Genomic DNA, 22538 nt, shown 5'->3' with positions numbered 1-22538 from the left:
GCGTCGCTGGTTCGGTGCAAACACGGCATCTTTCGCCACAGAGCCGGCGCAATCCACATCCAGTTGCTGTTCAGCGCCTTTTGTTTTTTCCCTAAAACGCGTCTATTGCCGGGCGTGGAATGAGAAAGGAAAACGGAATGGTGGTTGCTGAGCCAGCCGGACGTCCGACGACGGACGCGAAAGGCAGGGAATTCGATCGCTTGGCCGCCCTTGGACATCTCGATATCCTCGACACGCCAAGGGATGAAGGCCTTGAACGGGTCGTACGGCTGATCAAACAGGTCTTCTCCATAGAGATCGGCATCGTCTCCTTGGTCGATGCACATCGCCAATGGTACAAGGCCTGCTCCGGCCTTTCGGCCGACGAGGTCCCGCGCAAAGAGACCTTCTGCCGATATGTCGTCGTCGCCGAGGAGCCTCTCGTCGTCCACGACGCCACGAAGGATGCACGCTTTTCGCAGCACCCGGCCGTGGCCGGTCCCGAACATGTTCGGTTCTACGCAGGCGTCCCGCTGAAGACGCGGGACGGGCATACAGTTGGGACCGTGTGCGCGATCGATCGCGCGCCACGACAGTTCACTGAGACGGATCTTGCGATCCTGATGGAGTTGGCTGGCGTGGCGATGGACCGGATCGATCTGCTCCGCTCGGCCGCGACGGATGGACTGACCGGGACGCTGACGCGGCGCGCCTTCCGCGACGAAGCGGACAAGCTGATCTCGCTCGCGGTGCGGCACCAGCATGACCTGTCTTGCATCGTCCTCGATGTGGACCATTTCAAGCGGGTCAACGACACACACGGGCATGCGGCAGGAGACGAGGTCTTGAAGGCCGTTGCCTCCATCTGCCAGTCCAATCTGCGAGCAAGCGACCTCTTTGGGCGGCTCGGCGGCGAGGAATTTGCCGTCATGCTGCCGCATGTCGACGCGACAGGCGCGCTGACGGCGGCGGAAAAACTGCGGGCAGCGATCGCCGCTCAGACGATCCACGGTGAATTCGGCCAGCTCGCGGTGACTGCGAGCTTCGGCACCGCCGCCCTTTCGGCCAATAGCAGGGATAACGCCACCTTGCTCGCCCAGGCGGATGCGGCGATGTATCTCGCCAAGGCCGGCGGACGAAACCGCTGCGTCGAATGGAGCAGTCTCGAAGCCGGCTATCCGCTCGGTCCGCGCCAGCGCGTGCTGAAGGCCGGAACCATTCTCTTCGACGACAGGCATTCACGGATCGACTGCACGATCCGGTCGCTGGGCGCCGATGGCGCGGCGGTTACGGTTTCGAATTCCGCCGGCATACCACCGGAACTCGTTCTGGTGGTCGCCGGCGACGGTTTCGAAACCAAGTGCCAGGTGGTGGCACGGGACCGGCAGAACCTCGAACTCGCTTTCGGATAAGCCTGTTCGCCCGTAAGCAGAGATCACGACACATGATGAAGGGGCGCCGGTTGGGCGCCCCTTCTCGCATCTTTGCGCGGGATGCTATTCCGCGGCCGCTTCCAGGCCCTTCGGCGAAGGTGTCGCCTTGCCCTGGAACTTCCTGAACAGGAAGAAGTAGAGCTTGATGTACTGCCCGACGAGAATGGCGTTCAGGATCGTGCCTTCGCGGATGAACTTGACCTCTGCGAGGAAGAGCAGACCGATACAGGCCGACAGAACCAGCAGCGTGCAGTCGAAGCCGGTCTTGATGTTGCCCCACTTCCAGCCGGTGCGCTTGAAGATGGTGTTGACGAACATGTCGATCGGCATCAGCACCAGATTGGCGCGGATCATCAGGAACAGGCCGAAGGCGAGCGCCGCATCGGCAAAGACCAGCAGCGCCACCCGTAGCGGATAGGCCTCGAGCTTGATGAACTCGGTGATCCCCAGGTTGAAGTCCAGGAAAACCGCCAGCACGAAAGCCGGGATCAGCGAGGCGAAGTTCTTGAGCTTGAAGTCCTTGGGCAGGACCAGATAGGTCAGGAACAGCATGATCAGTTCGAGCATGAAGTTGTAGGTGCCCTGGCTGAAGGGCGGATAGACCAGCGTCATGGTCCGCGTCAGGCTGCTCTGGGGTGAAATGCCGATGCCGGCCCGGATCGCCAGGCTGACACCGAAGGTCAGCACATAGATGCCGACGACATACATGATCCAGCGTCGCGTCAGGCTGCCGGTATCGACGATTTCGGCTTCCGCCGCATTGTGTGCCATTGTTTCCTCCCTCGAAACGATGCGGAGCTCCTTACCCCGCCGGCCCATCGCCCCCTCAGCGATGCGCTTTTATATCTTTCGGCATGTCCCGCCCATTGTCGCGGAAGCACGCCACTTTCCAGGCAGACGGACGCCGAAACGCCCGTCTCCTTTTTCTGAATGGCTCTAGGCCATGAAGCGGAACCGGTGCAACGAGATGAACAGGCTGAGCAGCTTGTTGACCACCGGTTCGCCTTCGTTGCGGTTGCCAAGAGCTTCGAGCGCCGCATCGATCGCAGCGGCACTGGCCGTCAGTTGCTCGACGCTCATGTTCGCCATGACCCCGTAGATCTCCAGCGGCATGACGGCCTTTTCCACCCTGTCGTCGGTGACGATGCAGGCGCCGGCATGGGTATCGACCCGCTTGAGGCAATGGCACATCTCGGCGCTGTCCTGACCGACGACGACGAAATAGGGCTTCGGCGCCGGCCAAAAGGTCGCCACTGCGCCACGATCGACATGAACGCCCTTGAAAAGCCCGTTCACCACATGGCGTTTGCCGTCGGCATAGCGCTGGACGACCGACAGCCGGCTCATCTTCTTGCCCTCATGCTCGACAACGACCTTGCCATCCTTCAGCGGAACCCAGATTTCCTGGTAGAATTTGGCGTGGCCGCGGCCGTAGACATCGAACAAATAGACCTTGGCCTGCGTGCCGTCTTCCGACACTTCCAGGGGCACGATGTCCAGTTGCTCCGGCGAGAGATCGGCGAGGCCGGAAACGCCGTCCTTGCACATGCCGGAATAGTCGATGTCGGCATTCTTCAGCAGCTTACGGTCTCGCGCGACCAGTTCGCCATCCTTGAACACGTAGAGCGGATTGATCTTCGACAGGCTGTCGGTCAAGACGATATCGGCGAACCGGCCGGGCGTCAGCGAACCGATCTTGTCTTCCATGTGGAAAGAACGCGCGGTGTTGTAGGTCGCCATCTTGATCGCGTGGATCGGGTTGATGCCCATTTCGGCTGAGAGCGAAATGATCCAGTCCATGTGGCCCATGGTGAGCAGTCGCTCGATCGAGATGTTGTCGGTGCAGAGCATGAAATTGTCGGTCGGCCATTTGCGGTCGACGATCGCGCGCAACAGCACCTTGATCACCTCGCTGCTGCCGACCCCGAACTTGATGTGCGTCGGGAAGCCGTAGCGAATGCTCTTCTCGATATCCTTCTCGTTCCAGACGTCGTGATTGTTGGAGACGCCGATCGCCGGCAGGTAGTTGAGGATCATGTCGGAGAGCGCGGTGACGCCCCAGTGGCCGTTCATAAAGCCGCCCTTGGCGCGGACCCAGGCCGCCTTGCGGAAATCGTCGTCGTTGCCGGAACTGTAGGTGAAGTGCTCGAACTCCCCGAGGCCGATCACCGGTTCCATCTTGAGCACGGCTTCCGTCACCGATGCCGCCGTCTTCTTGCCCGGTGCGAAGGCATAGAGCCGGTAGGGCAGCTGCTCGTAATCCCGGAAAAGGCTCTCGGCCGCTTCGATGCCTTCCTTGCCCGCGGCGCTGAGCAGATCCAGGCACTCGGCATAGATCGTCGTCGTGCCGCAGGGAACCATCGCCTCGGCGAGCGCCGTCGGGTGCGCGAGCTGGGATTCGAAATGGATATGCGCGTCGATCAGGCCGGGGATCGCATAGAGGCCCTTGCCGTCGAAGACTTGCTTGACCTTCAAGACCGTCTCGTCGGGGTTGAGCGCAACGATGCGCTTGTCGTAGACGAGAATGGACCCCTGGTAGACGGTCTCTCCGTGAACATCGAGGATGTTCAGGTTCTTCAAAAGAAGATCCGCCTCCCGCTCGCCGTTCAGGATATCGAAGATGGCGCGCACCTTTTCGTAATGCGCGGCTTCAGTCTGGTTCACGAATAGTCCTCCACTTTCAGAGTCGTCGGCGCCTGCCCATAACCCGCCATATTCAGCGGGTGCAGTGCCGGCAGCGCGCCCCTCGCCAACCATAAGAAGTCATTGCACCGCTTCCGAAAAGCAGTATTTTATGCTCGTACCGTTCGCTTTTCGAGAACGATTAAATGGGGAAGACCATGCTGCATTCGCGCGTGCTGCGCTATATCGACGAGGTGGCGCGCTCAGGCTCGATCCGCGGGGCGAGCGAACGGCTGAACGTCGCTGCCTCGGCCATCAACAAGCATGTGTTGCAGCTTGAGGAGGATATCGGCGAGCCGCTGTTCGAGCGGCTGCCGCGCGGCCTCAGGCTGACGCCGGCCGGCGAAATCCTCGTCGCGCATGTGCGCCGGACCATGAAGGAATACAGCCAGGTCGAAGCCGAAATTCGCGATATCAAGGCGCTGCAGAGCGGCGAGGTGATCATCGCCACAATGAACGGCCTTGCCGGCGGCATCGTGCCGAAGGTGGCTGCGATCTTCGGCGCACGCCATCCACGCCTCAAGATCACGATCCGGGTAATGTTCGCCCGCGAGATCGTTCAGGCGGTGGCCGGTGGCGAGGCCGACCTCGGCTTTGCCTTCAGTCTCCCGCCGACGCCGCAGATCGAGACACTCTGGAAGATGGACACCCGCCTCGGCGCGGTCGTTGCTCCTGAACACCCGCTCGCCGGCATGGAATCATTGCCGCTGGCCTATTGCCAGCCCTACCCGCTGATCTTTGCCGACAAGTCGATGCAGATCCATGGCATCGTCGCCGACGCCTTCGCTGAGGCCGGGCTGACAGTCGAGCCGAGCTATCTCACCAATTCCATCGAGGCGATGAAGTTCCTGGCCGCGGCCGGCGACGGCATCGCTTTCCTCAGCAAGTTCGACATTACCGAGGAACAGCGAAACGGCGTCCTGACATACCTGCAGATCCGTGACCGGACTTTTGCAAAGAACGTGCTTTCGCTGGTGCAGCGGGAAAGACGCGGCCACGGCCTGGCCGCCGCCATGTTTGCCGAAGAGATCATCCGGGCCTTGCGGGCGACGATGGAATAGCCGGCTTACCCGGCCCAACGCCGATACGGTTTGTCGTCCCGGGGGTCAGAGCTGAATCCAGGCGGTCTTCAGATCGATGTATTTGTCGAGCGCGTGCAGCGACTTGTCGTGACCATTGCCGGACTGCCTGACGCCACCGAGCGGCACTGTGTTGTCGGCGCCGCCATAGGTATTGACATGCACCACGCCGGCGCGGATGCCGCGCACCATGCGGTGCGCGCGCGACAGGTTCGCAGTCCAGACGGCCGACGCCAGACCGTAGTCGGTCGCGTTGGCGATCCGGAGTGCGTCGACCTCGTCATCAAACGGTATGACCGCAAGCACGGGGCCGAAGACCTCCTCCTTCGCCAGCTTCATATCCGGCTGAACGTCGAAGACAGTCGGCTGCATGTAGGAGCCACCGGTTTCTTCGAGGATGCGCTTGCCGCCGGAGCGCAGCCTTGCACCTTCAGCCTCGGCCTCTCTGACGAAATCGAGGTTCTTCTTGAGTTGAACCTCGCTCGAAATCGCACCGGCCTCGGTCGCAAGACGCAGCGGGTCGCCGACCTTCACGGATCCTGCGATCGCTGCCACCTTCTCGGCGAAGGCTTCGTGAATGGAGCGCTCGACAAGCAGCCGCGAACCGGCAACGCAGACCTGGCCGGAGTTGCGGAAGATGCCATAGGCGGAAATGCGCGCGGCCTGGTCGAGGTCGGGTGCGTCGGCAAAGACGACGTTCGGCGACTTGCCGCCGAGTTCGAGATAGACGCGCTTCAGGTTCGAGAGCGCGGAATATTCGAGCAGCCGACGACCGACGCCGCCGGATCCGGTAAAGGCGAGAACATCGATATCGCCATGAAGGCCGATCGCCTCGCCCGTGGTCGCGCCGCGACCAGTGACGACATTCAAGACACCCTCTGGCAGACCGGCCTCGGCGCAGATCTCAGCGAGCCTGAGCAGGCTGAGCGAGGCGCCCTCGGCCGGTTTCAGCACCACGGAATTGCCGGCGGCAAGCGCCGGCGCGATCTTCCAGGCGCCGATCATCAGCGGGAAATTCCAGGGCACGATCGCGGCGACCACGCCAATCGGTTCGCGATGCACGAGACCGAGAATATTGTCGGCCGACGGAGCGATCTCGCCATAGACCTTGTCGAGCGCCTCGGCATAGTAGCGGAAGGTGCCGGCGGCGCTGCCGGGCTCGGCCTTCAGCGCCATAGAGATTTCCGTGCCATTGTCGCGTACGCCGAGAACGGCCAGCTCGAGTGCCTGCGCCTCGATGATCTCGGCAATGCGCGTGAGAACCTTTTTGCGCTGGGCCGGGGCAACCCTCGACCAGCTTCCCTTCTCGAAAGCGGCGCGGGCGGCCCGGACCGCGGCGTCGACATCACCGGCTGCCGCGTCGGCGATCGTCGTCAGGTGCCTGCCGTCGATCGGCGAGGCGACATCGAGGCTTTGACCGGAGAGGCTCTCCTGCCAACGCCCCCCGATGAACAATTTTTGGGCCGCAACGGGCAGGTTGCGCAATTGATCGATCTTGTCCTGCATCGTGTCCTGTCCCGTTTGGTTTGCAGGGATGGCGGCGGGCCGCCATCCCCAAAAGCGATATTCCCGAGAGATCAGATCTCCTGGCCGGCACCCAGGCGGGCGAACTCAATCGGATTGCCCGATTTCAGCGAGGCCGCCAGGAACAGCCCGATGACCCCAAAGATCACGACGAGCCCCGGCAAGAACACCGCGAGCATGCCGGTAGCGCCGGCGAGATCGCCGAAATTGGCCGCGATCGCGATGATGACGGCAACGAGGATCAGACCGGTGACGACGGGAATGACCTTGGTGACCAGCGGGTTCGTTTCAAGCCCAGGATTGCGGTTGAAGAAGGCGACGATCGCAAAGGCGGTAAAGGCCATCAGCGTCATGACCGCAAGCGTGCCGACGTTGGTCAGCCAGGAGAACAGCGCCAGCACCGGGTCCTGACCCGTTGCCGCAAAGAGCGCGACGATTAGCACGGCAATAACCGTCTGGATCAGCGAGCCGACATGCGGGCTGTGGTAGACAGGATGTGTGACGCCGATCGAGGAGGGCAGCAGGCGCTCGCGGCCGGCGACGTAGAGATAGCGGGCGACACCGTTGTGGAACGCCAGCACGCCGGCAAAGAGGCTCGTGACGAAGAGCACGTTCATCAACGGCGGCAGCCAGCCGCCGGCATAGCGTTCGGCGAGGCCGAAGAGAAAAGTGGTCGGATCGGCAAGGCCCTGCAGTTCGGGCACCAGCTTGTCCGCGCCGGCGGCGTTCACCATCAGCCACGAGGTGAACATGTAGAAGATGCCGATGATCAGCACCGAGATATAGGTCGCAAGCGGCACGGTCTTCTCCGGATCGCGGGCTTCCTCGCTGTAGATCGTCGTCGCTTCGAAACCGATGAAGGCGGCGAAGCAGAAGAGAATGCCGATCGACGGCGAACCGGAGAGGATCGCCGAGGGCGTGAACGAAACCGTCGTCAATCCGCCGTCGCCGCCCTTGGCGAGGATCGCGACGTCGATGACGAGCACGACCAGATATTCAAGGATGACGAGGACAGTCAGCACCTTGGCGGAGAGATCGACGCGGCGATAACCGAGAATGCCGACCGCAGCGATGCCGATAAAGGTCCAGACCCACCAGGGCAGATCGATCCCCAAGCCGGCGAAAAGCCCCGCCGTTGCCGCGCCGAAGAGGCCGAAGACGCCGATCTGCATCGCGTTATAGGCAAGGATCGCGATCATCGCTGCGGCACCGCCCATCAGCCCGCCGAGGCCCTGTGCCGTATAGGCATAGAAGGCGCCGGCATTGCGGATATGCCTCGCCATGGCGACATAGCCGACCGAGAACAGAAGCAGGATCGCGGTGACGATCAGGAAGGTGCCGGGAATGCCCGCACCGTTTCCGAGCATCATCGACAATGGAACGCCGCCGGCAACCGCGGTTAGCGGTGCAGCGGCGGAAACGACGAGAAAGGTGACGGCGCCGACGCCGAGGGCGTTCTTGCGCAATTGGTTCGCCCCGGTCACGGGCGCAGGCGAATTGGTCATGGTCTTGGCTCCCCTTGCTGGCGCGAACGCCTTTTCGCCTCCGGTCCTTCTCTCCGTCGGCGGCTCCCCGAAGCGGACTTGAGGCGCGGGGCTTGCTTTTTGTCTTTGCCGCGCAAGTCTTTCGGTTCATTATTTGAACCTTAGCTTCAAATATAGACTTGCAAATTGCATCTGGCCCTGTCAAGTTATTTCGCATGTTAAGTATCTCGACCCAGAACGACCGGGAGAGCGGGTCTACCGCTCCTTAGGAGGGAACAGGCGAGAGGACTGACGGGGCGCTCGACAACGGAGGAATGGATGAGCACCATCGGTAAGGCCCTGACTTTGCTCGACGCGATCTCGCGCCTTGAGAAAGAGGCGGGGTTGAGCGACATCGCCCGCCACTGCGGGCTCGACAAGGCGACGGCCAGACGCTTCCTCGTCGAACTGGAAAAACACGGTTTCGTCGAGCAGGACGTGGAAACGCGCCGTTATCGCCTTGGCGGTGCACCGGTGCGGCTCGCCCGTATCCGCGAGGCGCGCTTTCCCTATCTGAGCGTGGCGACCCCTTTTGCGCGGGAACTCGCAGGCCTTGCGGGCGAGACCGTCCACCTCTCCGAATACGCCGCCGGCCGCCTCTCGACCATTCATGTGGAGGACTCGCAACGGGCGCATCGTGTCATCGTCGACGTCGGCAGCATCCTGCCCTTCCACGCGACCGCATCCGGCCTCGGCTTTCTCGCCTTCTGCCCGCAGAAGGAGATCGACGCGGCCCTGTCGGCACCGCTCCAGGCCTTCACCGACCACACTCTGACGGATCCGGCCGCACTCCGCCAGACGCTCGGCGAGACGCTCCGGCGCGGCTACTCGATCTGCCATCACGGGCTTGAGACCGGCGTCGTCAGCGTCGCCGCCCCGATCCGTGCGCCCGGCACAACGCCGGTCGGCACCATTGCCATCGCCGCACCTGCAACGCGTGCCGACAAGGAGACGGTGGAACAGATGGGGCGCGCCGCTATGGCTGCGGCAAGACGCATTTCCGAAAGACTTTTCGGGTTGGAGCAGGTTGCTGCCGATCCGCTGGCAAGGAGGGCCGGCTGATGAATGCAATGAACCGTCTCCCCAATATCCTGGTCGTGGGTACGGGAGACACCAAATGCGACGAACTCCAGTTCATGGCGTCCGTCATCCGCGAAGCCGGCGGACTGCCTGTGATGATGGATGTCAGCATTCTCGGCGACCCGCCCTATCAGCCTGAATACTCGCGCCACGACATTGCCGAAGCAGCCGGCGCCTCGATCGCGGCCATCGCATCCAGCGGCGACGAACACAGCGCCATGGCGCTGATGGCAACAGGTGCCGCCGCCCTTACCCGTTCGCTCTACGAGGCCGGCCAGGCCGATGGCGTCATCATTCTCGGCGGCTCCATGGGCACCGATCTGGCGCTCGACGTCACCGCGGCGCTACCACTCGGCGTGCCGAAATTCATCGTCTCGACGATTGCCTATTCGCACCTCTTGCCGCCCGAGCGCATCGCGCCTGATCTGATGATGATCCTCTGGGCTGGCGGGCTCTATGGTCTCAACGGCATCTGCCGCTCGGTGCTCTCCCAGGCCTGCGGCGCGGTCGTCGGTGCTGCGCGGTTCGGTACAAAGCCGGATGGATCGCGGCCGCTGATCGGCATGACCTCGCTGGGATCGAGCTGCCTCAAATACATGAAATGCCTGAAACCCGAACTCGAGCGCCGCGGCTACGACGTCGCCGTCTTCCATTCGACCGGCATGGGCGGGCGCGCTTTCGAGGCGATCGCGGCCGAGAAGGGTTTCACGGCCGTCTTCGACTTCTGCATCCAGGAGGTCAGCAACCACCATCACGGAACGGTCGTCACCTCAGGGCCGGACCGGCTTGAAAATGCCGGGCGAGCCGGCATCCCCCAGATCGTCGCGCCCGGCGCCGTCGACATGGTCGACCTGCCGGCTTGGCAGCCTGTTCCGCAAGCCTTCGCCGACCGCCCCTATCACGCCCACAACCGGCTGCTCGGCTCGGTCACCACGTCAGCCCATGGGCGGCGCGAGATCGCTCGCGTCATCGGCGGCAAACTGGCCGGCACCGGCGCCGAAGTCGCCTTCATCCTGCCGCTTCGGGGCATCCAGGAATGGGACCAACCGGAGGAGCCGCTGCATGAGCCGGAAGCCCTCGACGCCTTCATCGACGAGATGCGCCGGTCGATCCCTTCAGGCGTCGCGCTGCATGAGGTCGACAGCCACATCAACGCCCCGGAATTCTCGAAAGCAGCACTTGCGATCTTCGACGACTGGGTGTCGCGCGGCATCGTGCCCGGGGGTCGGCCATGACGAAGAACATGACCGACAAGGCATTGATCCTCGACTTCGGCGGCGTCGTCACCCGAACGCTATTCGAGACCCACGATGTCACCGAGCGCGCACTTGGCCTTGCGCCGGGCACGCTCACGTGGCGCGGCCCCTTCGATCCGGCGACCGACCCGCTCTGGGCCGCCATGCAGCGGCGCGAGATCACCGAACGGGACTACTGGACGACACGCACGCGCGAGGTCGGACAGTTGCTCGACGAAGACTGGAGCGACATGAAGACCTTCGTGCAGCGGGCGCGCGGGGCCGAACCGGAGCTGGTGCTCAGGCCCGAGGCACGCGACGCGATCCTTGCCGCTCACAGGGCCGGTGTCCGGCTCGCCATCCTCTCCAACGAACTCGACCTCTTCTACGGCGTCGCGTTTCGCGAGCGTTTCCCGCTGATCGAGCTCTTCGAGATTATCGTCGACGCCACCTACACCAACATCCTGAAGCCCGATCCGCGCGCTTACGAACTGGTGCTGAGCCAGCTCAGTTTGCCGCGCGAAGCCTGCGTCTTCGTGGATGACCAGTTGAAGAACATCGAGGGTGCGCGGGCCGTCGGCCTGCCTCACGTCCATTTCGACGTCACCCGCCCCGCAGAAAGCTATGCCAGAGCGCTTCGGATGCTCGGCCTCGAACTGACAGGAGCATGAGTATGCGCGAAACCAACTTCCTCATCGAGAACAACGCCCGCCACCTCTGGCATCCGATGGCGCATCCGGCCGAGATGCAGGCGACGCCGCCGCGCATCATCAATGCCGGCGAGGGCGTCGAGATCGTCGACATTCACGGCAAGAAGGTGCTCGACGCGGTCGGCGGTCTCTGGAACGTCAATCTCGGCTATTCCTGTGAACCGGTGAAGGAGGCGATCCGCCGCCAGCTCGACGACCTGCCCTATTATTCGACCTTTCGCGGCACCACCAATTCGCCGCTGATCGAGCTGTCCTACGAGCTCGCTGAATGGTTCCGCGAGGACGGGCTGACGCGCTCGTTCTTCACCTCGGGGGGCTCGGATTCGGTCGAGACCTGCCTGCGTCTCGCCCGCCAATACCACAAGCTCAACGGCCAGCCGGAGCGCACCAAGTTCGTCGCCTTGAAGAAGGGCTATCACGGTACCCATTTCGGCGGCGCCTCGGTCAACGGCAATGCCAATTTCCGTCGCAACTACGAGCCGCTGCTGCCCGGCGTCTATCATCTGCCGGCGCCCTATACCTATCGCAACCCGTTCGACACGACCGACGGCGCTGTCATCGCCAAGTCGATCGCGCGACTCTTCGAGGACGAGATCGCCTTTCAGGGCGCCGACACCATCGCGGCGCTGATCATGGAGCCGGTGCTTGGCGCCGGCGGCGTGATCGTGCCGCACGAGACCTTCATGCCGCTGATGCGCGAGATCTGCGACCGCCACGGCATTCTGCTGATTGCCGACGAGGTGATCACCGCCTTCGGCCGCACCGGCGCCTGGACCGGCTCACGTCTCTGGGGCGTGAAGCCAGACTTCATGTCGACCGCGAAGGCGATCACCAATGGCTACTATCCCTTCGGCGCAGTGATGATCGCCGACAAGGTGGCCGAGGCTTTCGAAAGCAACAAGACGGCTGCCGGATCGATCGGCCATGGATACACCTACTCCGGCCATCCGGTCGGTGCTGCGGCAGCACTCGCAACGCTGAAGGAGACGCGCAAGCAGAACGTGGCGGCGAATGCGGGTGCCCGCGGCGAGGAACTCATCGCCGGTCTCGAAGCGCTGAAGGAGCGGCACGAACTGATCGGCGACGTGCGTGGTAAGGGTCTGATGTGCGCGCTCGAACTGGTCTCGGACCGCGCGAAGAAGACCGCTGCGGCGAAGGATGTGGTGCAGAAGGTCCAGGACGTGACCTATGACGCCGGCGTCATGGTGCGAACCTCGGGCGCCAATGTCATCCTCTCGCCGCCACTCGTCATCACCGCCGGCGATGTCGCCCGTATTCTGACGGCGCTGGACGCCGGCCTCACCGCCGCACGGGGATAAACCATGACAGGCAACGCGGATCTGATCGCGCGCCGCGAGCGGCTGCTCGGGCGCAACATGTCGCTGTTCTACGAGGAGCCGGTGCATCTGGTGCGCGGCGAAGGCGTCTGGCTCTTCGACGCCGATGGCCGCCGCTATCTCGACTGCTACAACAACGTGCCGCATGTCGGCCATTGCCATCCGCGGGTGACCGAGGCGATCGCCCGGCAGGCCTCAACCCTCAACACCCACACCCGCTATCTGCACGAAGGCATTCTCGACTATGTCGAGCGGCTGACCGCGACCTTCGACAAGAGCCTCGACGCGGCGATCCTCACCTGCACCGGCAGCGAGGCGAATGACGTGGCGCTGCGCATGGCTCAAGCCGTGACCGGCAAAACCGGGGTGATTGCCACCGACCACACCTATCACGGCAACACCGCGGCCGTGTCGCAGCTTTCGACCCGAATGCCGCCGGTCGGCGGCTTCGGCGGCCACGTGCGCCACGTGCCAGCACCCGACAGCTACCGACCGCTCGGCGGCGAGCCGGGTGACGCATTCGCTGCGGCCTTCACCGCCAAGGTCGAAGAAGCGATCGCCTCGCTTGAGCAGAGCCCGCACGGCTTCTCGGCGCTGATCATCGACCCCTTCTTCGCCAATGAGGGCTTTCCGGAGTTGCCATGGGAATTTCTCGACGGGGCTGTCGCCGCGGTCAGAAAAGCCGGCGGCCTCGTCATTGCCGACGAGGTCCAGCCGGGCTTCGGCCGTACCGGCGGCCATATGTGGGGACACCAGAAGGCCGGCATCGTGCCCGATATCGTCACGCTCGGAAAACCGATGGGCAATGGCCATCCGATCGGCGGCGTGATTGCCGGCGCCGACACGCTCAACGCCTTCCGCAAGGCGTTTCGCTACTTCAACACCTTCGGCGGCAACCCCGTATCCTGCGCTGTCGCCATGGCGGTGCTCGATGTGATCGAAAGTGAGAAGCTCATCGAGAACGCCGCTGCCGTGGGCGCTTACGCCAAGGCGGGTCTCGCGGGGCTTGCGGACAAACATGACGTGATCGGCGACATCAGGGGCAGCGGCCTGTTCTTCGGTGCGGAACTCGTCACCGATCGCAGCGAGAAAACACCGGCGAGCGGTCTCGCGACAAAGGTGATCAACGGCATGCGAGAGCGAGGCGTTCTGATGGGCAAGCTTGGTATCCACCAATGCACGACGAAGATCAGGCCGCCGATGCCGTTTACCCGCGAGAATGCCGACCTCATGCTGTCGATGCTCGACGACGTGCTTTCGGGTCTGTGAGCCGACGATGATGGCCGATCTGCCTCCGCAATTTCGCGCCGCGCTCGACGCGCGCGCCCGTCAGGCGCTCGCCCATTGGGGCGTCGCCGACCAACGGCCGGAACTGTTGAAGTATCGGGAAAACGCGGTGTTTCGCGTATGCCTCGCCGATGGTCGGTCGGCGGCGCTGCGGCTGCACCGCGCCGGCTATCACGGCGAAGCGGTCCTTCGCTCGGAACTGCAATGGATGGCAGCACTCGGCGATGGCGGTCTCGCGGTGCCGCGGCCGATCGCAACGGCGGACGGATGCCTGCTTGTTGCCCTGCCGGAAGATGAAGCGTTTGCCGCGCAGCACGCCGATATCATCGGCTGGATGGACGGACAGACGCTCGGCGAAAGCGGAAAGCCGCTGTCCCACACACCCGAAAAGCTCGGCGCGATCTTCTCGGCACTCGGCGCCACCATGGCCGAGATGCACAATCTCGCCGACCGCTGGACGTCGCCGGAGGGATTCTGGCGCCCCGCCTGGGATGCGGAAGGACTGCTCGGCGAGCGGCCGCTCTGGGGACGGTTCTGGGACTGCGACGGCTTGTCTTCGGCGCAGGTAAGAGCGCTTTTGGCGTTGCGCCATGGTCTCCGGCAGCGCCTGGCAACGCTACCGACTCCGGCGCAAGATTTTGGGCTGATCCATGCGGATCTGGTTCGGGAGAACGTGCTCGTCACCGCAAAAGGCGTGACCTTCATCGATTTCGACGATGCCGGCTACGGCTTTCGCCTGTTCGACATCGCGACCGCACTTCTGAAGAACCGGCGCGAGCCGGCATATGAGACGATCGAGGCTGCGCTGATCTCAGGCTATCGAAGCCGCCGTGCCCTGCCGGACGAAGCGCTTTCCTGCCTGCCGCTGTTTCTCGTGCTTCGCAGCCTCACCTATATCGGCTGGTTTGCCTCGCGGCCGGAGTTGCCCGGAACGCACGAGCGCGTCCTGCGTTATGCCGACGAGACGCTGGCGCTTGCCGAAGAAATAGGCTTCCGATGATCGGGGCGCTGTCGAAACACTCAATCGTTGAGGCTGGCAAGTTCGTCCAGCATATCGAGCAGGACCTCGACGCGCTCGTGGCCGTAGCGAGCTTCGAGCTCCTCGTAGATCGCGCGGCTTTCCGGGCTGACGTCGGCGATCACCCGCATGCCCTCGGGCGCGATCTCGAGCAGAACGCGCCGGCCGTCGTCGGCGTCCTTATGCTTGGTGATCAGGCCGCGCTCCTCGAGCGAGCGGATGATGCGCGTCAGGCTTGGCGCCAGGATGAAGGCCTTGTCGGCCATCTCGGACGCATCGACCCGGCCGGCTTCGGCGAGAATGCGGATCACCCGCCATTGTTGCTCGGTAATATCGTGACGCGCCAGCATCGGTCGAAAATGCGCCATGACGGCTTCGCGTGCGCGCAGAAGCGCGATCGGCAGCGAACGGCGCGTGTTGTGCGGCAAAAGGGCGTCGTGGCCCAGGTCGGTGGGAGGCTTTTCGCGGCTCATAGGCGTTCTATCGGACATTTTCTTTCGTTCTGCAATCGACAGGCGCAGCTGCGGGAAACGGGCTGCTTGACACTGTCGGCAATTTCATTAACGTGTTAAATATATGAGAGCGCATCGGGAGGAAAGATGCCGCATCTGACAATCGAATATTCCGGTAACCTCGACACTCGCGTCGACTTTGCCAAGCTGTGCCGCACGGTGCACGCGACCATCCTCGGCACCGGCCTCTTCGAGCTTGGCGCCATCAGGGTGCGCACGATCCAGAGCCGCGACTATGCGATCGCCGACCTCCTGCCGGAAAACGGCTTCATCGACCTGTCCTTCCGCATCGGCCGCGGCCGCACGGAAGCGGAGAAGAAGGCGACCGGCGACGCGATTTTCAAGGCCGTCAGCGAAGAACTCTCGACGCTCTTCTCGACGCCGCATTTCGCCCTCAGCCTGGAGATCCGCGAGATCGATCCGGAGCTGAGCTGGAAGAAGAACGCCATTCACCCCAGGCTGCGCGCCTCCAACGGCTGAGCGCGGCCCTCCCACAAAAACACAGCAGTGCGCGGCGAAGTCTGCGCCAGCATCGGAGACCATCATGTCCAAGCTCGCCGAAAACCTCGCCAAGGCGGAACGCTATCTTGCCCGCTTCAGACGCGAAGGCGTGCTCAACCACATCAACGGTGAAGCCCTTCCCTCGCTTGATGGCGAGACTTTCGAGACCATCTCGCCCATCGACCTGAAACCGCTGGCGAAGATCGCGCGCGGCAGGGCTGCAGACATCGACCGCGCCGCCAAGGCCGCGAAAGCAGCCTTCGCCGAATGGGCGTCCATGCCCGGCGATACGCGCAAGAAGCTCCTGCATAAAATTGCCGATGCGATCGTCGCGCGCTCCGAGGAGATCGCCTTCGTCGAGTGCGTGGATACCGGACAATCGCTGAAGTTCATGGCCAAGGCGGCGCTGCGCGGTGCGGAAAACTTCCGCTTCTTTGCCGACCGGGCGCCGGAGGCACGCGACGGCAAGATGCTGCGCGGCGGCAACCAGATCAACATGACGACGCGCGTGCCGATCGGCCCAGTCGGCATCATCACGCCCTGGAACACGCCCTTCATGCTGTCGACCTGGAAGATCGCCCCGGCGCTCGCCGCCGGCTGCACGGTCGTCCACAAGCCGGCGGAGTTCTCGCCGCTGACCGCACGGCTGCTGGTGGAGATCGCCGAGGAGGCCGGGCTGCCGAAAGGTGTCTGGAACCTGGTCAACGGTTTCGGCGAAGACGCCGGCCGGGCGCTGACCGAACACCCCGATATCAAGGCGATCGGCTTCGTCGGTGAAAGCCGCACCGGCTCGATGATCATGAAGCAGGGTGCCGAGACACTGAAGCGCGTCCATTTCGAACTCGGCGGCAAGAACCCGGTGATCGTCTTTGCCGATGCCGATCTCGAACGCGCGGCCGACGCCGCCGTCTTCATGATCTATTCGCTGAACGGCGAACGCTGCACCTCGTCCTCGCGCCTTTTGGTCGAAGACAGCATCTATGACCGGTTCACCGCGCTCGTCGCCGAGAAGGCCAAGCGCATCAAGGTCGGTCATCCGCTTGACCCCGAGACCGTCGTCGGCCCGCTCATTCACCCCGTGCATGAGAAGAAGGTGCTCGACTATATCCGAATCGGCCGCGAGGAGGGTGCAACCATTGCTGCCGGCGGCGAGAAATTCGACGGTCCGGGCGGTGGCTGCTATGTGACCCCGACGCTCTTTACCGGCGCCAATAACCGCATGCGCATTGCCCAGGAAGAAATCTTCGGGCCGGTGCTGACGGCGATCCCGTTCAAGGACGAGGCGGAGGCGCTGGCGCTTGCCAACGACACGCAATACGGCCTGACCGGCTATCTCTGGACCTCCGACGTCACCCGCGCGTTCCGCTTCACCGATCATCTGGAGGCCGGGATGATCTGGGTGAACTCGGAGAATGTGCGCCACCTGCCGACGCCGTTCGGCGGCGTCAAGAGCTCGGGCATTGGCCGCGACGGCGGCGACTGGTCGTTCGATTTTTACATGGAAACCAAGAACGTCGCCTTTGCCAGCTCGGCGCACGCGATCGCCAAGCTCGGCGGCTGAGCGCGCTGGCAAAAAAATCTGGAGGAGACATCAATGCCCTTGCCGAAACCGAACCTCTACCCGCCCTTCAACATCGTGCGGCTGAGCCATGTGGAGCTCGCCGTCACCGATCTCGCCAAATCACGCGCCTTCTATGTCGACGTGCTGGGCCTGCAGGTCACCGACGAGATGGCGGACACGATCTATCTGAGGGCCATGGAGGAACGCGGCCACCACTGCATCATTCTGAAGAAGGCGTCGAGCGCAGAGGCTCGCGACCTCGGCTTCAAGGTCTTTGGCGAAGAGGATCTCGAAAAGGCCGCGCATTTCTTCAAAGCGAAAGAATTGCCTGTCGAGTGGATCGAACGCCCCTACCAGTCACGCACTTTTCGCACCCGTGACCCGCAGGGCATCCCGCTCGAATTCTATTCGAAGATGGACCGCCTGCCGCCAATCCACCAGAAATACGCGCTCTACCGCGGCGTCAAACCGCTGCGCATCGACCACTTCAACTGCTTCTCGCCCAATGTCGACGAAGCGGTCGCCTTCTACAACGAGATCGGCTTCCGGGTAACGGAATACACGGCCGACGAGGAGACGGGACGTCTCTGGGCCGCCTGGACCCATCGCAAGGGCGGCGTGCACGACATCGCCTTTACCAACGGCCGCGGCCCGCGCCTGCACCACACCGCCTTCTGGGTACCGACGCCGCTCAACATCATCGACCTGCTCGACCTGATGTCGACCTCCGGTTGGCTCGCCAATATCGAACGTGGCCCCGGCCGCCACGGCATTTCCAACGCCTTCTTCCTCTATGTCCGCGACCCTGATGGACACCGCATCGAGATCTACTGCTCCGACTACCAGACCGTCGATCCGGATCTGGAACCGATCAAGTGGGACCTGAAGGACCCGCAGCGCCAGACGCTCTGGGGCGCGCCGGCACCGAAATCCTGGTTTGAGGAAGGCAGCGCCTTTGCCGGTGCCGAGGCGAGGGACTCGATCCTGAAAGCCCAGCCGATCGTCGCGCCGTGACGTTTGGCGAGTGGATCGGGTAAGGGCCTCGCATCGAACGGGAGTAGAAAATGGACGAAAAGAGTTTCACCGAATGGTCGCTGAAGGCGGCGAAATGGGGTGCGGACTATCGCGCCTCGCTGCGTGACCGCCCCGTGCGGGCGCAGACGGCACCGGGGGCAATTGCCGCCCAGATCCCGGCGCAGCCGCCGCGGACCGGCGAGGACATGCAGGCGATCTTCGAGGACTTCGAAAAGATTATCCTGCCGGGCATGACACATTGGCAGCATCCGCGTTTCTTCGCCTATTTCCCCGCCAACGCCGCCCCCGTCTCCGTCGTCGCCGAGTATCTCGTTACCGCCATGGCGGCGCAGTGCATGCTCTGGCAGACCTCGCCGGCGGCGACCGAGCTCGAGACCAAGGTCCTCGACTGGCTGCGCCAGGCCATCGGTCTGCCCGAGGGCTTCTCCGGTGTGATCCAGGATTCGGCGTCCTCGGCGACACTCTCGGCCGTGCTTGTCATGCGCGAGAAGGCGCTCGGGTGGAACGGCAACAAGAAGGGCCTCGCCAGCCAGCAGCAGCTTCGCATCTATTCCTCCGATCAGGTTCACACCTCGATCGACCGGGCGATCTGGGTCTCGGGGATCGGCGAGGAGAACCTCGTGCGTATCCCGGCGAACGGGCCGCGGCGGGCGATGGACTGCCAGGCGCTCGAAGCGGCAATCCTCCGCGACAAGGCAGCAGGCCTCGTGCCGGCGGGCGTGATCGCCTGCACCGGAGGGACAAGCACGGGTGCCTGCGACGACATCGCCGAGGTTATACGGGTCGCCCATGCGCACGGCCTCTACGTCCATGTCGATGCCGCCTGGGCCGGTGCCGCGATGATCTGCGAGGAGTTTCGCGAACTCTGGGCCGGCGTCGAAAACGCTGACTCCGTCGTCTTCAATCCGCACAAGTGGCTGGGCGCGCAGTTCGACTGCTCGGCGCATTTCATCCGCAGTCCCGATGATCTGGTGAAGACGTTGGCGATCCAGCCGGAATATCTGAAGACACACGGCCGCGACGGTATCATCAATTATTCCGAATGGACGATCCCGCTCGGCCGGCGTTTCCGAGCTCTGAAACTTTGGTTCCTGCTGCGCTTCCATGGTCTCGAAGGCCTGCAGACGATGATCCGCAACCACGTGCGCTGGTCCCGGCAACTGGCGGAGCGGCTGGCCGAGCACCGGGAATTCGAGATCGTGACCGCACCGATGCTGTCGCTGTTTTCGTTCCGCCATCTGAGCCAGGGGGATTCGGACACTCACAACATCGCGCTCGTCAACGCGATCAATGACGACGGCCGTATCTACCTGACCCAGACCCGCGCCGATGGTCGCGTGGCGATCCGTTTCCAGGCGGGCCAGTTCGACATGACGCAAGAGGATGCCGAGACGGCGTTCGAGGTCATTGTCGAGGTCGCCGCCGCGCTCGACGGACAACACGAAAAAACGAAGGCTTCCCGATGACACCTCCCCGTTTCGTCACCTTTTCGGCCGGAAACAGGCGGGGCTACGGCCTCGTTTCCGGCAATGGATTGATCGACCTTAGCACACGATATGGATCGACCTTTCCAACGCTGCGCGAGGTGATCGAAGCCGGTGCCCTTACCCGGCTTGCCGACGAAGCGGCCGGACTGCCGGCGGACATTTCGCTCGACGATATCCGCTACGAGATCCCCATACCGGCACCGGAAAAGATCATTTGCGTCGGCGTCAATTTTCCGGACCGCAATGAGGAATACAAGGACGGGCAGGCGGCACCCTCCAACCCGTCGCTGTTCATCCGTTTCCCGCGCTCGTTTACCGGCCACAGTCAACCGCTGATCCGCCCGCCGGAAAGTCCGCAGCTCGATTATGAAGGCGAGATCGTCATCGTCATCGGCAAGGGCGGTCGTCGTATCCCCGAGGCGACGGCGCTCGACCACGTCGCCGCGCTTTCGCTCTCAAACGAAGGCACGATCCGCGACTGGGTGCGCCATGCCAAGTTCAACGTCACCCAGGGCAAGAACTTCGACCGCACCGGCTCGATCGGTCCTTGGCTGGTGCCATTCACCGACGAGGCCCAGCTTGCCGACATCAAGCTGGAAACCCGCGTGAACGGCGAGGTTCGCCAGCAGGACCGCACCAGCCGGATGATCTTCTCCTTCCGCAAGATCATCAATTACGTCTCTACCTTCACGACGCTGGTGCCCGGCGACGTCATCGTCACCGGCACGCCGACCGGCGCCGGTGCCCGTTTCGACCCGCCAATCTGGCTGAAGCCTGGCGACATCGTCGAGGTCGAGGCCCAAGGCATCGGCACGCTCATCAACCCAGTTGCCGACGAGGCCTGACCCATGCTCGACAAGAACCAGATCGAGGCAGCCGCGACGGCACTCGACATCGCCGAACGCGAGCGCGTCCAGACCGGACTGCTGTCGCTCCAGCATCCCGACATGACCATGGACGACGCCTATGCGGTGCAGGCCGCCTGGGTGAAGAAGAAGATCGCCGCTGGACTCCGGGTGATCGGCTGGAAGATCGGCTTGACCTCGAAGGCGATGCAATATGCGCTCAACATCGACATCCCCGATTCCGGCGTGCTCTTCGATGACATGCTGTTTGAGGACGGCGCGCGCATTCCGGGCAATCGTTTCATTCAGCCGCGCATCGAGGCCGAGATCGCCTTCGTGATGAAGGCGCCGCTTTCCGGCCCCAATGTCACCGTCTTCGACGTGTTGAACGCCACCGATTACGTGACGCCGGCGCTCGAAATCCTCGATACGCGGATCCTGCGCGTCGATCCGGAAACGAAGAAGGCGCGCACGATCGTCGATACCATCTCCGACAACGCCGCCAATGCCGGCATCGTGCTTGGCGGAAGACAGATGCGGCCCGATGCGATCGACATGCGCTGGATGGGCGCGATCGTCTCGCGCAATGCCGAGGTCGAAGAGACAGGACTGGGCGCCGGCGTGCTCAACCACCCGGCCCGCGGCATCGCCTGGCTCGCCAATCGCCTGGCGCTCTACGGCGACCGTATCGAGGCCGGCCAGATCGTGCTTGCCGGCTCCTTCATCCGCCCGGTCGAGGCGCGCCATGGCGACACCATCGTCGCCGACTTCGGCCCGTCCGGCACCGTCAGCTGCTTCTTCGAATAGGACCGACCATGCCCGCTCCGCGCAATCCGTTCAAACAGGCCCTCACTGACAAGCGCCCGCAGATCGGCCTCTGGCTGGCGCTCGCCAATCCCTATACGGCCGAGATCTGCGGCGGCGCCGGGTTCGACTGGCTGCTGCTTGACGCCGAGCATGCGCCGAACGACGTGCCGCTTCTGGCAGCACAGCTCCAGGCACTCGCCGCATCGCCAAGCCACGCCATCGTCCGGCCGCCGATCGGCGAGACCTGGATGATCAAGCAGATCCTCGACATCGGCGCGCAGACGCTGCTGGTGCCGATGGTTGAAAGCGACGAACAGGCCCGCGCCCTGGTGGGCGCCGTGCGTTATCCGCCCCATGGCGTGCGTGGAGTCGGTGCCGCCCTTGCCCGGGCATCGGCCTTCAACCGTATTCCCGACTATCTGCAGACCGCCAATGACGAGGTCTGCCTGCTCGTGCAGATCGAAAGCCGCGCCGGCCTTGCCGCCCTCGACGAGATCACGACCACCGACGGCGTCGACGGTGTCTTCATCGGCCCCGCCGATCTTGCCGCAGACATGGGCTTTCTCGGCAAGCCCGGTGCGCCGGAGGTACAGCAAGCAGTCGAGGCGGCGCTCCTTCGCATCCAGTCGCACGGCAAGGCGGCCGGTATCCTGACCTCCGATCAGGCCCTTGCCCGCCGCTACCTAGAACTCGGCGCGACCTTTGTGGCGGTCGGCAACGATGTCGGCCTGCTGGTCGGCGCCACGTCGAAGCTGGCAGCGGAGTTCAAGGGTACCAGAGGCGAGACCGAGACGACGGCTGGAAAAATCTACTGATCGGCATCGTCTGCGCCGCGACCGGAGGAGCCAGTCGGGCCACCACCAACCGCATGCGTTGGGCGGTCACGACTTTCCCTCGTCTCTG

The 22538-nt window shown here is 63.5% G+C and carries 20 protein-coding genes; 15 read left to right on the top strand and 5 right to left on the bottom strand.

The annotated features are described in order from the left end of the window. The first annotated feature begins 137 nt into the window (after positions 1 to 137). Positions 138 to 1391, top strand: coding sequence for a sensor domain-containing diguanylate cyclase (locus IB279_RS14955; protein ID WP_113189124.1), 1254 nt, complete (start codon positions 138 to 140; stop codon positions 1389 to 1391). Between the two features lie 84 nt (positions 1392 to 1475). Here the strand turns inward: IB279_RS14955 and IB279_RS14950 are convergent, their stop codons facing one another. Both IB279_RS14950 and IB279_RS37940 read right to left on the bottom strand, forming a co-directional pair. Beyond that, complete coding sequence (locus IB279_RS14950) at positions 1476 to 2183, bottom strand: YitT family protein (protein WP_034787819.1); 708 nt, start codon at positions 2181 to 2183, stop codon at positions 1476 to 1478. Positions 2184 to 2348: 165 nt separating this feature from the next. Then, positions 2349 to 4076, bottom strand: a complete 1728-nt coding sequence (locus tag IB279_RS37940; protein ID WP_210187446.1) for an amidohydrolase family protein — start codon at positions 4074 to 4076, stop codon at positions 2349 to 2351. A gap of 176 nt (positions 4077 to 4252) precedes the next feature. On the opposite strand from IB279_RS37940, the gene IB279_RS14940 reads away from it, so the two are divergent. After that, a complete protein-coding gene (locus IB279_RS14940) occupies positions 4253 to 5155 on the top strand; it encodes a LysR family transcriptional regulator (protein ID WP_060582286.1) in 903 nt (300 codons plus the stop codon). A gap of 45 nt (positions 5156 to 5200) precedes the next feature. On the opposite strand, the gene IB279_RS14935 is transcribed toward IB279_RS14940, so the two are convergent. Both IB279_RS14935 and IB279_RS14930 read right to left on the bottom strand, forming a co-directional pair. Beyond that, complete coding sequence (locus tag IB279_RS14935) at positions 5201 to 6679, bottom strand: aldehyde dehydrogenase (protein ID WP_113189123.1); 1479 nt, start codon at positions 6677 to 6679, stop codon at positions 5201 to 5203. Positions 6680 to 6750: 71 nt separating this feature from the next. Beyond that, positions 6751 to 8202, bottom strand: coding sequence for an APC family permease (locus tag IB279_RS14930; protein ID WP_090296560.1), 1452 nt, complete (start codon positions 8200 to 8202; stop codon positions 6751 to 6753). 297 nt (positions 8203 to 8499) lie between these two features. On the opposite strand from IB279_RS14930, the gene IB279_RS14925 reads away from it, so the two are divergent. Genes IB279_RS14925 through IB279_RS14900 form a run of 6 tightly spaced genes read left to right on the top strand, consistent with a single transcriptional unit; the run spans position 8500 to position 14869 of the window. Further along, positions 8500 to 9282: an IclR family transcriptional regulator gene (locus IB279_RS14925; RefSeq protein ID WP_089042919.1), complete on the top strand. Its 783-nt coding sequence runs from the start codon at positions 8500 to 8502 to the stop codon at positions 9280 to 9282. Next, a complete protein-coding gene (locus tag IB279_RS14920) occupies positions 9282 to 10535 on the top strand; it encodes a Tm-1-like ATP-binding domain-containing protein (protein ID WP_089042920.1) in 1254 nt (417 codons plus the stop codon). Before IB279_RS14925 ends, IB279_RS14920 begins: the two co-directional genes overlap by 1 nt. Next, on the top strand, positions 10532 to 11206 hold the full coding sequence (locus IB279_RS14915; protein ID WP_371589957.1) for an HAD family hydrolase: 675 nt from the start codon (positions 10532 to 10534) through the stop codon (positions 11204 to 11206). The genes IB279_RS14920 and IB279_RS14915 overlap by 4 nt, the downstream gene beginning before the upstream one ends. 2 nt (positions 11207 to 11208) lie before the next feature. Next, positions 11209 to 12564 (top strand): aspartate aminotransferase family protein, encoded by a 1356-nt coding sequence (locus tag IB279_RS14910; protein ID WP_113135784.1) that lies wholly within the window; start codon positions 11209 to 11211, stop codon positions 12562 to 12564. Between the two features lie 3 nt (positions 12565 to 12567). Continuing rightward, complete coding sequence (locus IB279_RS14905) at positions 12568 to 13851, top strand: aspartate aminotransferase family protein (RefSeq protein ID WP_113189122.1); 1284 nt, start codon at positions 12568 to 12570, stop codon at positions 13849 to 13851. Between the two features lie 10 nt (positions 13852 to 13861). Continuing rightward, positions 13862 to 14869, top strand: coding sequence for a phosphotransferase enzyme family protein (locus tag IB279_RS14900; protein ID WP_090296678.1), 1008 nt, complete (start codon positions 13862 to 13864; stop codon positions 14867 to 14869). Between the two features lie 20 nt (positions 14870 to 14889). Here IB279_RS14900 and hpaR read toward each other — a convergent pair whose 3' ends face one another. Further along, positions 14890 to 15378: a homoprotocatechuate degradation operon regulator HpaR gene (hpaR, locus tag IB279_RS14895; protein ID WP_034787802.1), complete on the bottom strand. Its 489-nt coding sequence runs from the start codon at positions 15376 to 15378 to the stop codon at positions 14890 to 14892. Between the two features lie 108 nt (positions 15379 to 15486). Between hpaR and IB279_RS14890 the strand changes: the two genes are divergently transcribed. The 7 genes from IB279_RS14890 (at position 15487) to hpaI (ending at position 22450) form a co-directional block, all read left to right on the top strand. Then, a complete protein-coding gene (locus IB279_RS14890) occupies positions 15487 to 15879 on the top strand; it encodes a 5-carboxymethyl-2-hydroxymuconate Delta-isomerase (protein ID WP_034787798.1) in 393 nt (130 codons plus the stop codon). Between the two features lie 64 nt (positions 15880 to 15943). Continuing rightward, positions 15944 to 17461 carry a 5-carboxymethyl-2-hydroxymuconate semialdehyde dehydrogenase gene (hpaE, locus tag IB279_RS14885; protein ID WP_113189121.1) on the top strand — a complete coding sequence of 506 codons (1518 nt, stop codon included), beginning with the start codon at positions 15944 to 15946 and terminating at the stop codon, positions 17459 to 17461. Between the two features lie 33 nt (positions 17462 to 17494). Further along, the gene (hpaD, locus tag IB279_RS14880; protein WP_113135787.1) at positions 17495 to 18475 is read left to right on the top strand and encodes a 3,4-dihydroxyphenylacetate 2,3-dioxygenase; all 981 of its coding nucleotides are present in this window, start codon (positions 17495 to 17497) and stop codon (positions 18473 to 18475) included. Positions 18476 to 18525: 50 nt separating this feature from the next. After that, positions 18526 to 19962: a pyridoxal-dependent decarboxylase gene (locus IB279_RS14875; protein WP_113506015.1), complete on the top strand. Its 1437-nt coding sequence runs from the start codon at positions 18526 to 18528 to the stop codon at positions 19960 to 19962. Beyond that, a complete protein-coding gene (locus IB279_RS14870) occupies positions 19959 to 20828 on the top strand; it encodes a fumarylacetoacetate hydrolase family protein (protein ID WP_060643624.1) in 870 nt (289 codons plus the stop codon). Before IB279_RS14875 ends, IB279_RS14870 begins: the two co-directional genes overlap by 4 nt. A 3-nt stretch (positions 20829 to 20831) precedes the next feature. Beyond that, on the top strand, positions 20832 to 21635 hold the full coding sequence (gene hpaH, locus IB279_RS14865) for a 2-oxo-hept-4-ene-1,7-dioate hydratase (RefSeq protein ID WP_090296585.1): 804 nt from the start codon (positions 20832 to 20834) through the stop codon (positions 21633 to 21635). Positions 21636 to 21643: 8 nt separating this feature from the next. Beyond that, the gene (gene hpaI / locus IB279_RS14860; RefSeq protein ID WP_113135789.1) at positions 21644 to 22450 is read left to right on the top strand and encodes a 4-hydroxy-2-oxoheptanedioate aldolase; all 807 of its coding nucleotides are present in this window, start codon (positions 21644 to 21646) and stop codon (positions 22448 to 22450) included. The last annotated feature ends 88 nt before the right edge of the window (positions 22451 to 22538 follow it).

The sequence above is a fragment of the Ensifer sp. ENS06 genome (assembly GCF_014852205.1).
Lineage (GTDB): Bacteria > Pseudomonadota > Alphaproteobacteria > Rhizobiales > Rhizobiaceae > Ensifer > Ensifer adhaerens.
Note: the sequence above shows the minus strand (reverse complement) of the source record. Positions and strands in the feature narration are given on the sequence as shown.

Coding starts and splice junctions, on each gene's coding strand:
- IB279_RS14955 (WP_113189124.1), top strand. CDS start 138: ATGGTGGTTGCTGAGCCAGCCGGACGTCCGACGACGGACGCGAAAGGC.
- IB279_RS14950 (WP_034787819.1), bottom strand. CDS start 2,183: ATGGCACACAATGCGGCGGAAGCCGAAATCGTCGATACCGGCAGCCTG.
- IB279_RS14940 (WP_060582286.1), top strand. CDS start 4,253: ATGCTGCATTCGCGCGTGCTGCGCTATATCGACGAGGTGGCGCGCTCA.
- IB279_RS14935 (WP_113189123.1), bottom strand. CDS start 6,679: ATGCAGGACAAGATCGATCAATTGCGCAACCTGCCCGTTGCGGCCCAA.
- IB279_RS14930 (WP_090296560.1), bottom strand. CDS start 8,202: ATGACCAATTCGCCTGCGCCCGTGACCGGGGCGAACCAATTGCGCAAG.
- IB279_RS14925 (WP_089042919.1), top strand. CDS start 8,500: ATGAGCACCATCGGTAAGGCCCTGACTTTGCTCGACGCGATCTCGCGC.
- IB279_RS14920 (WP_089042920.1), top strand. CDS start 9,282: ATGAATGCAATGAACCGTCTCCCCAATATCCTGGTCGTGGGTACGGGA.
- IB279_RS14915 (WP_371589957.1), top strand. CDS start 10,532: ATGACGAAGAACATGACCGACAAGGCATTGATCCTCGACTTCGGCGGC.
- IB279_RS14910 (WP_113135784.1), top strand. CDS start 11,209: ATGCGCGAAACCAACTTCCTCATCGAGAACAACGCCCGCCACCTCTGG.
- IB279_RS14905 (WP_113189122.1), top strand. CDS start 12,568: ATGACAGGCAACGCGGATCTGATCGCGCGCCGCGAGCGGCTGCTCGGG.
- IB279_RS14900 (WP_090296678.1), top strand. CDS start 13,862: ATGGCCGATCTGCCTCCGCAATTTCGCGCCGCGCTCGACGCGCGCGCC.
- hpaR (WP_034787802.1), bottom strand. CDS start 15,378: ATGTCCGATAGAACGCCTATGAGCCGCGAAAAGCCTCCCACCGACCTG.
- IB279_RS14890 (WP_034787798.1), top strand. CDS start 15,487: ATGCCGCATCTGACAATCGAATATTCCGGTAACCTCGACACTCGCGTC.
- hpaE (WP_113189121.1), top strand. CDS start 15,944: ATGTCCAAGCTCGCCGAAAACCTCGCCAAGGCGGAACGCTATCTTGCC.
- hpaD (WP_113135787.1), top strand. CDS start 17,495: ATGCCCTTGCCGAAACCGAACCTCTACCCGCCCTTCAACATCGTGCGG.
- IB279_RS14875 (WP_113506015.1), top strand. CDS start 18,526: ATGGACGAAAAGAGTTTCACCGAATGGTCGCTGAAGGCGGCGAAATGG.
- IB279_RS14870 (WP_060643624.1), top strand. CDS start 19,959: ATGACACCTCCCCGTTTCGTCACCTTTTCGGCCGGAAACAGGCGGGGC.
- hpaH (WP_090296585.1), top strand. CDS start 20,832: ATGCTCGACAAGAACCAGATCGAGGCAGCCGCGACGGCACTCGACATC.
- hpaI (WP_113135789.1), top strand. CDS start 21,644: ATGCCCGCTCCGCGCAATCCGTTCAAACAGGCCCTCACTGACAAGCGC.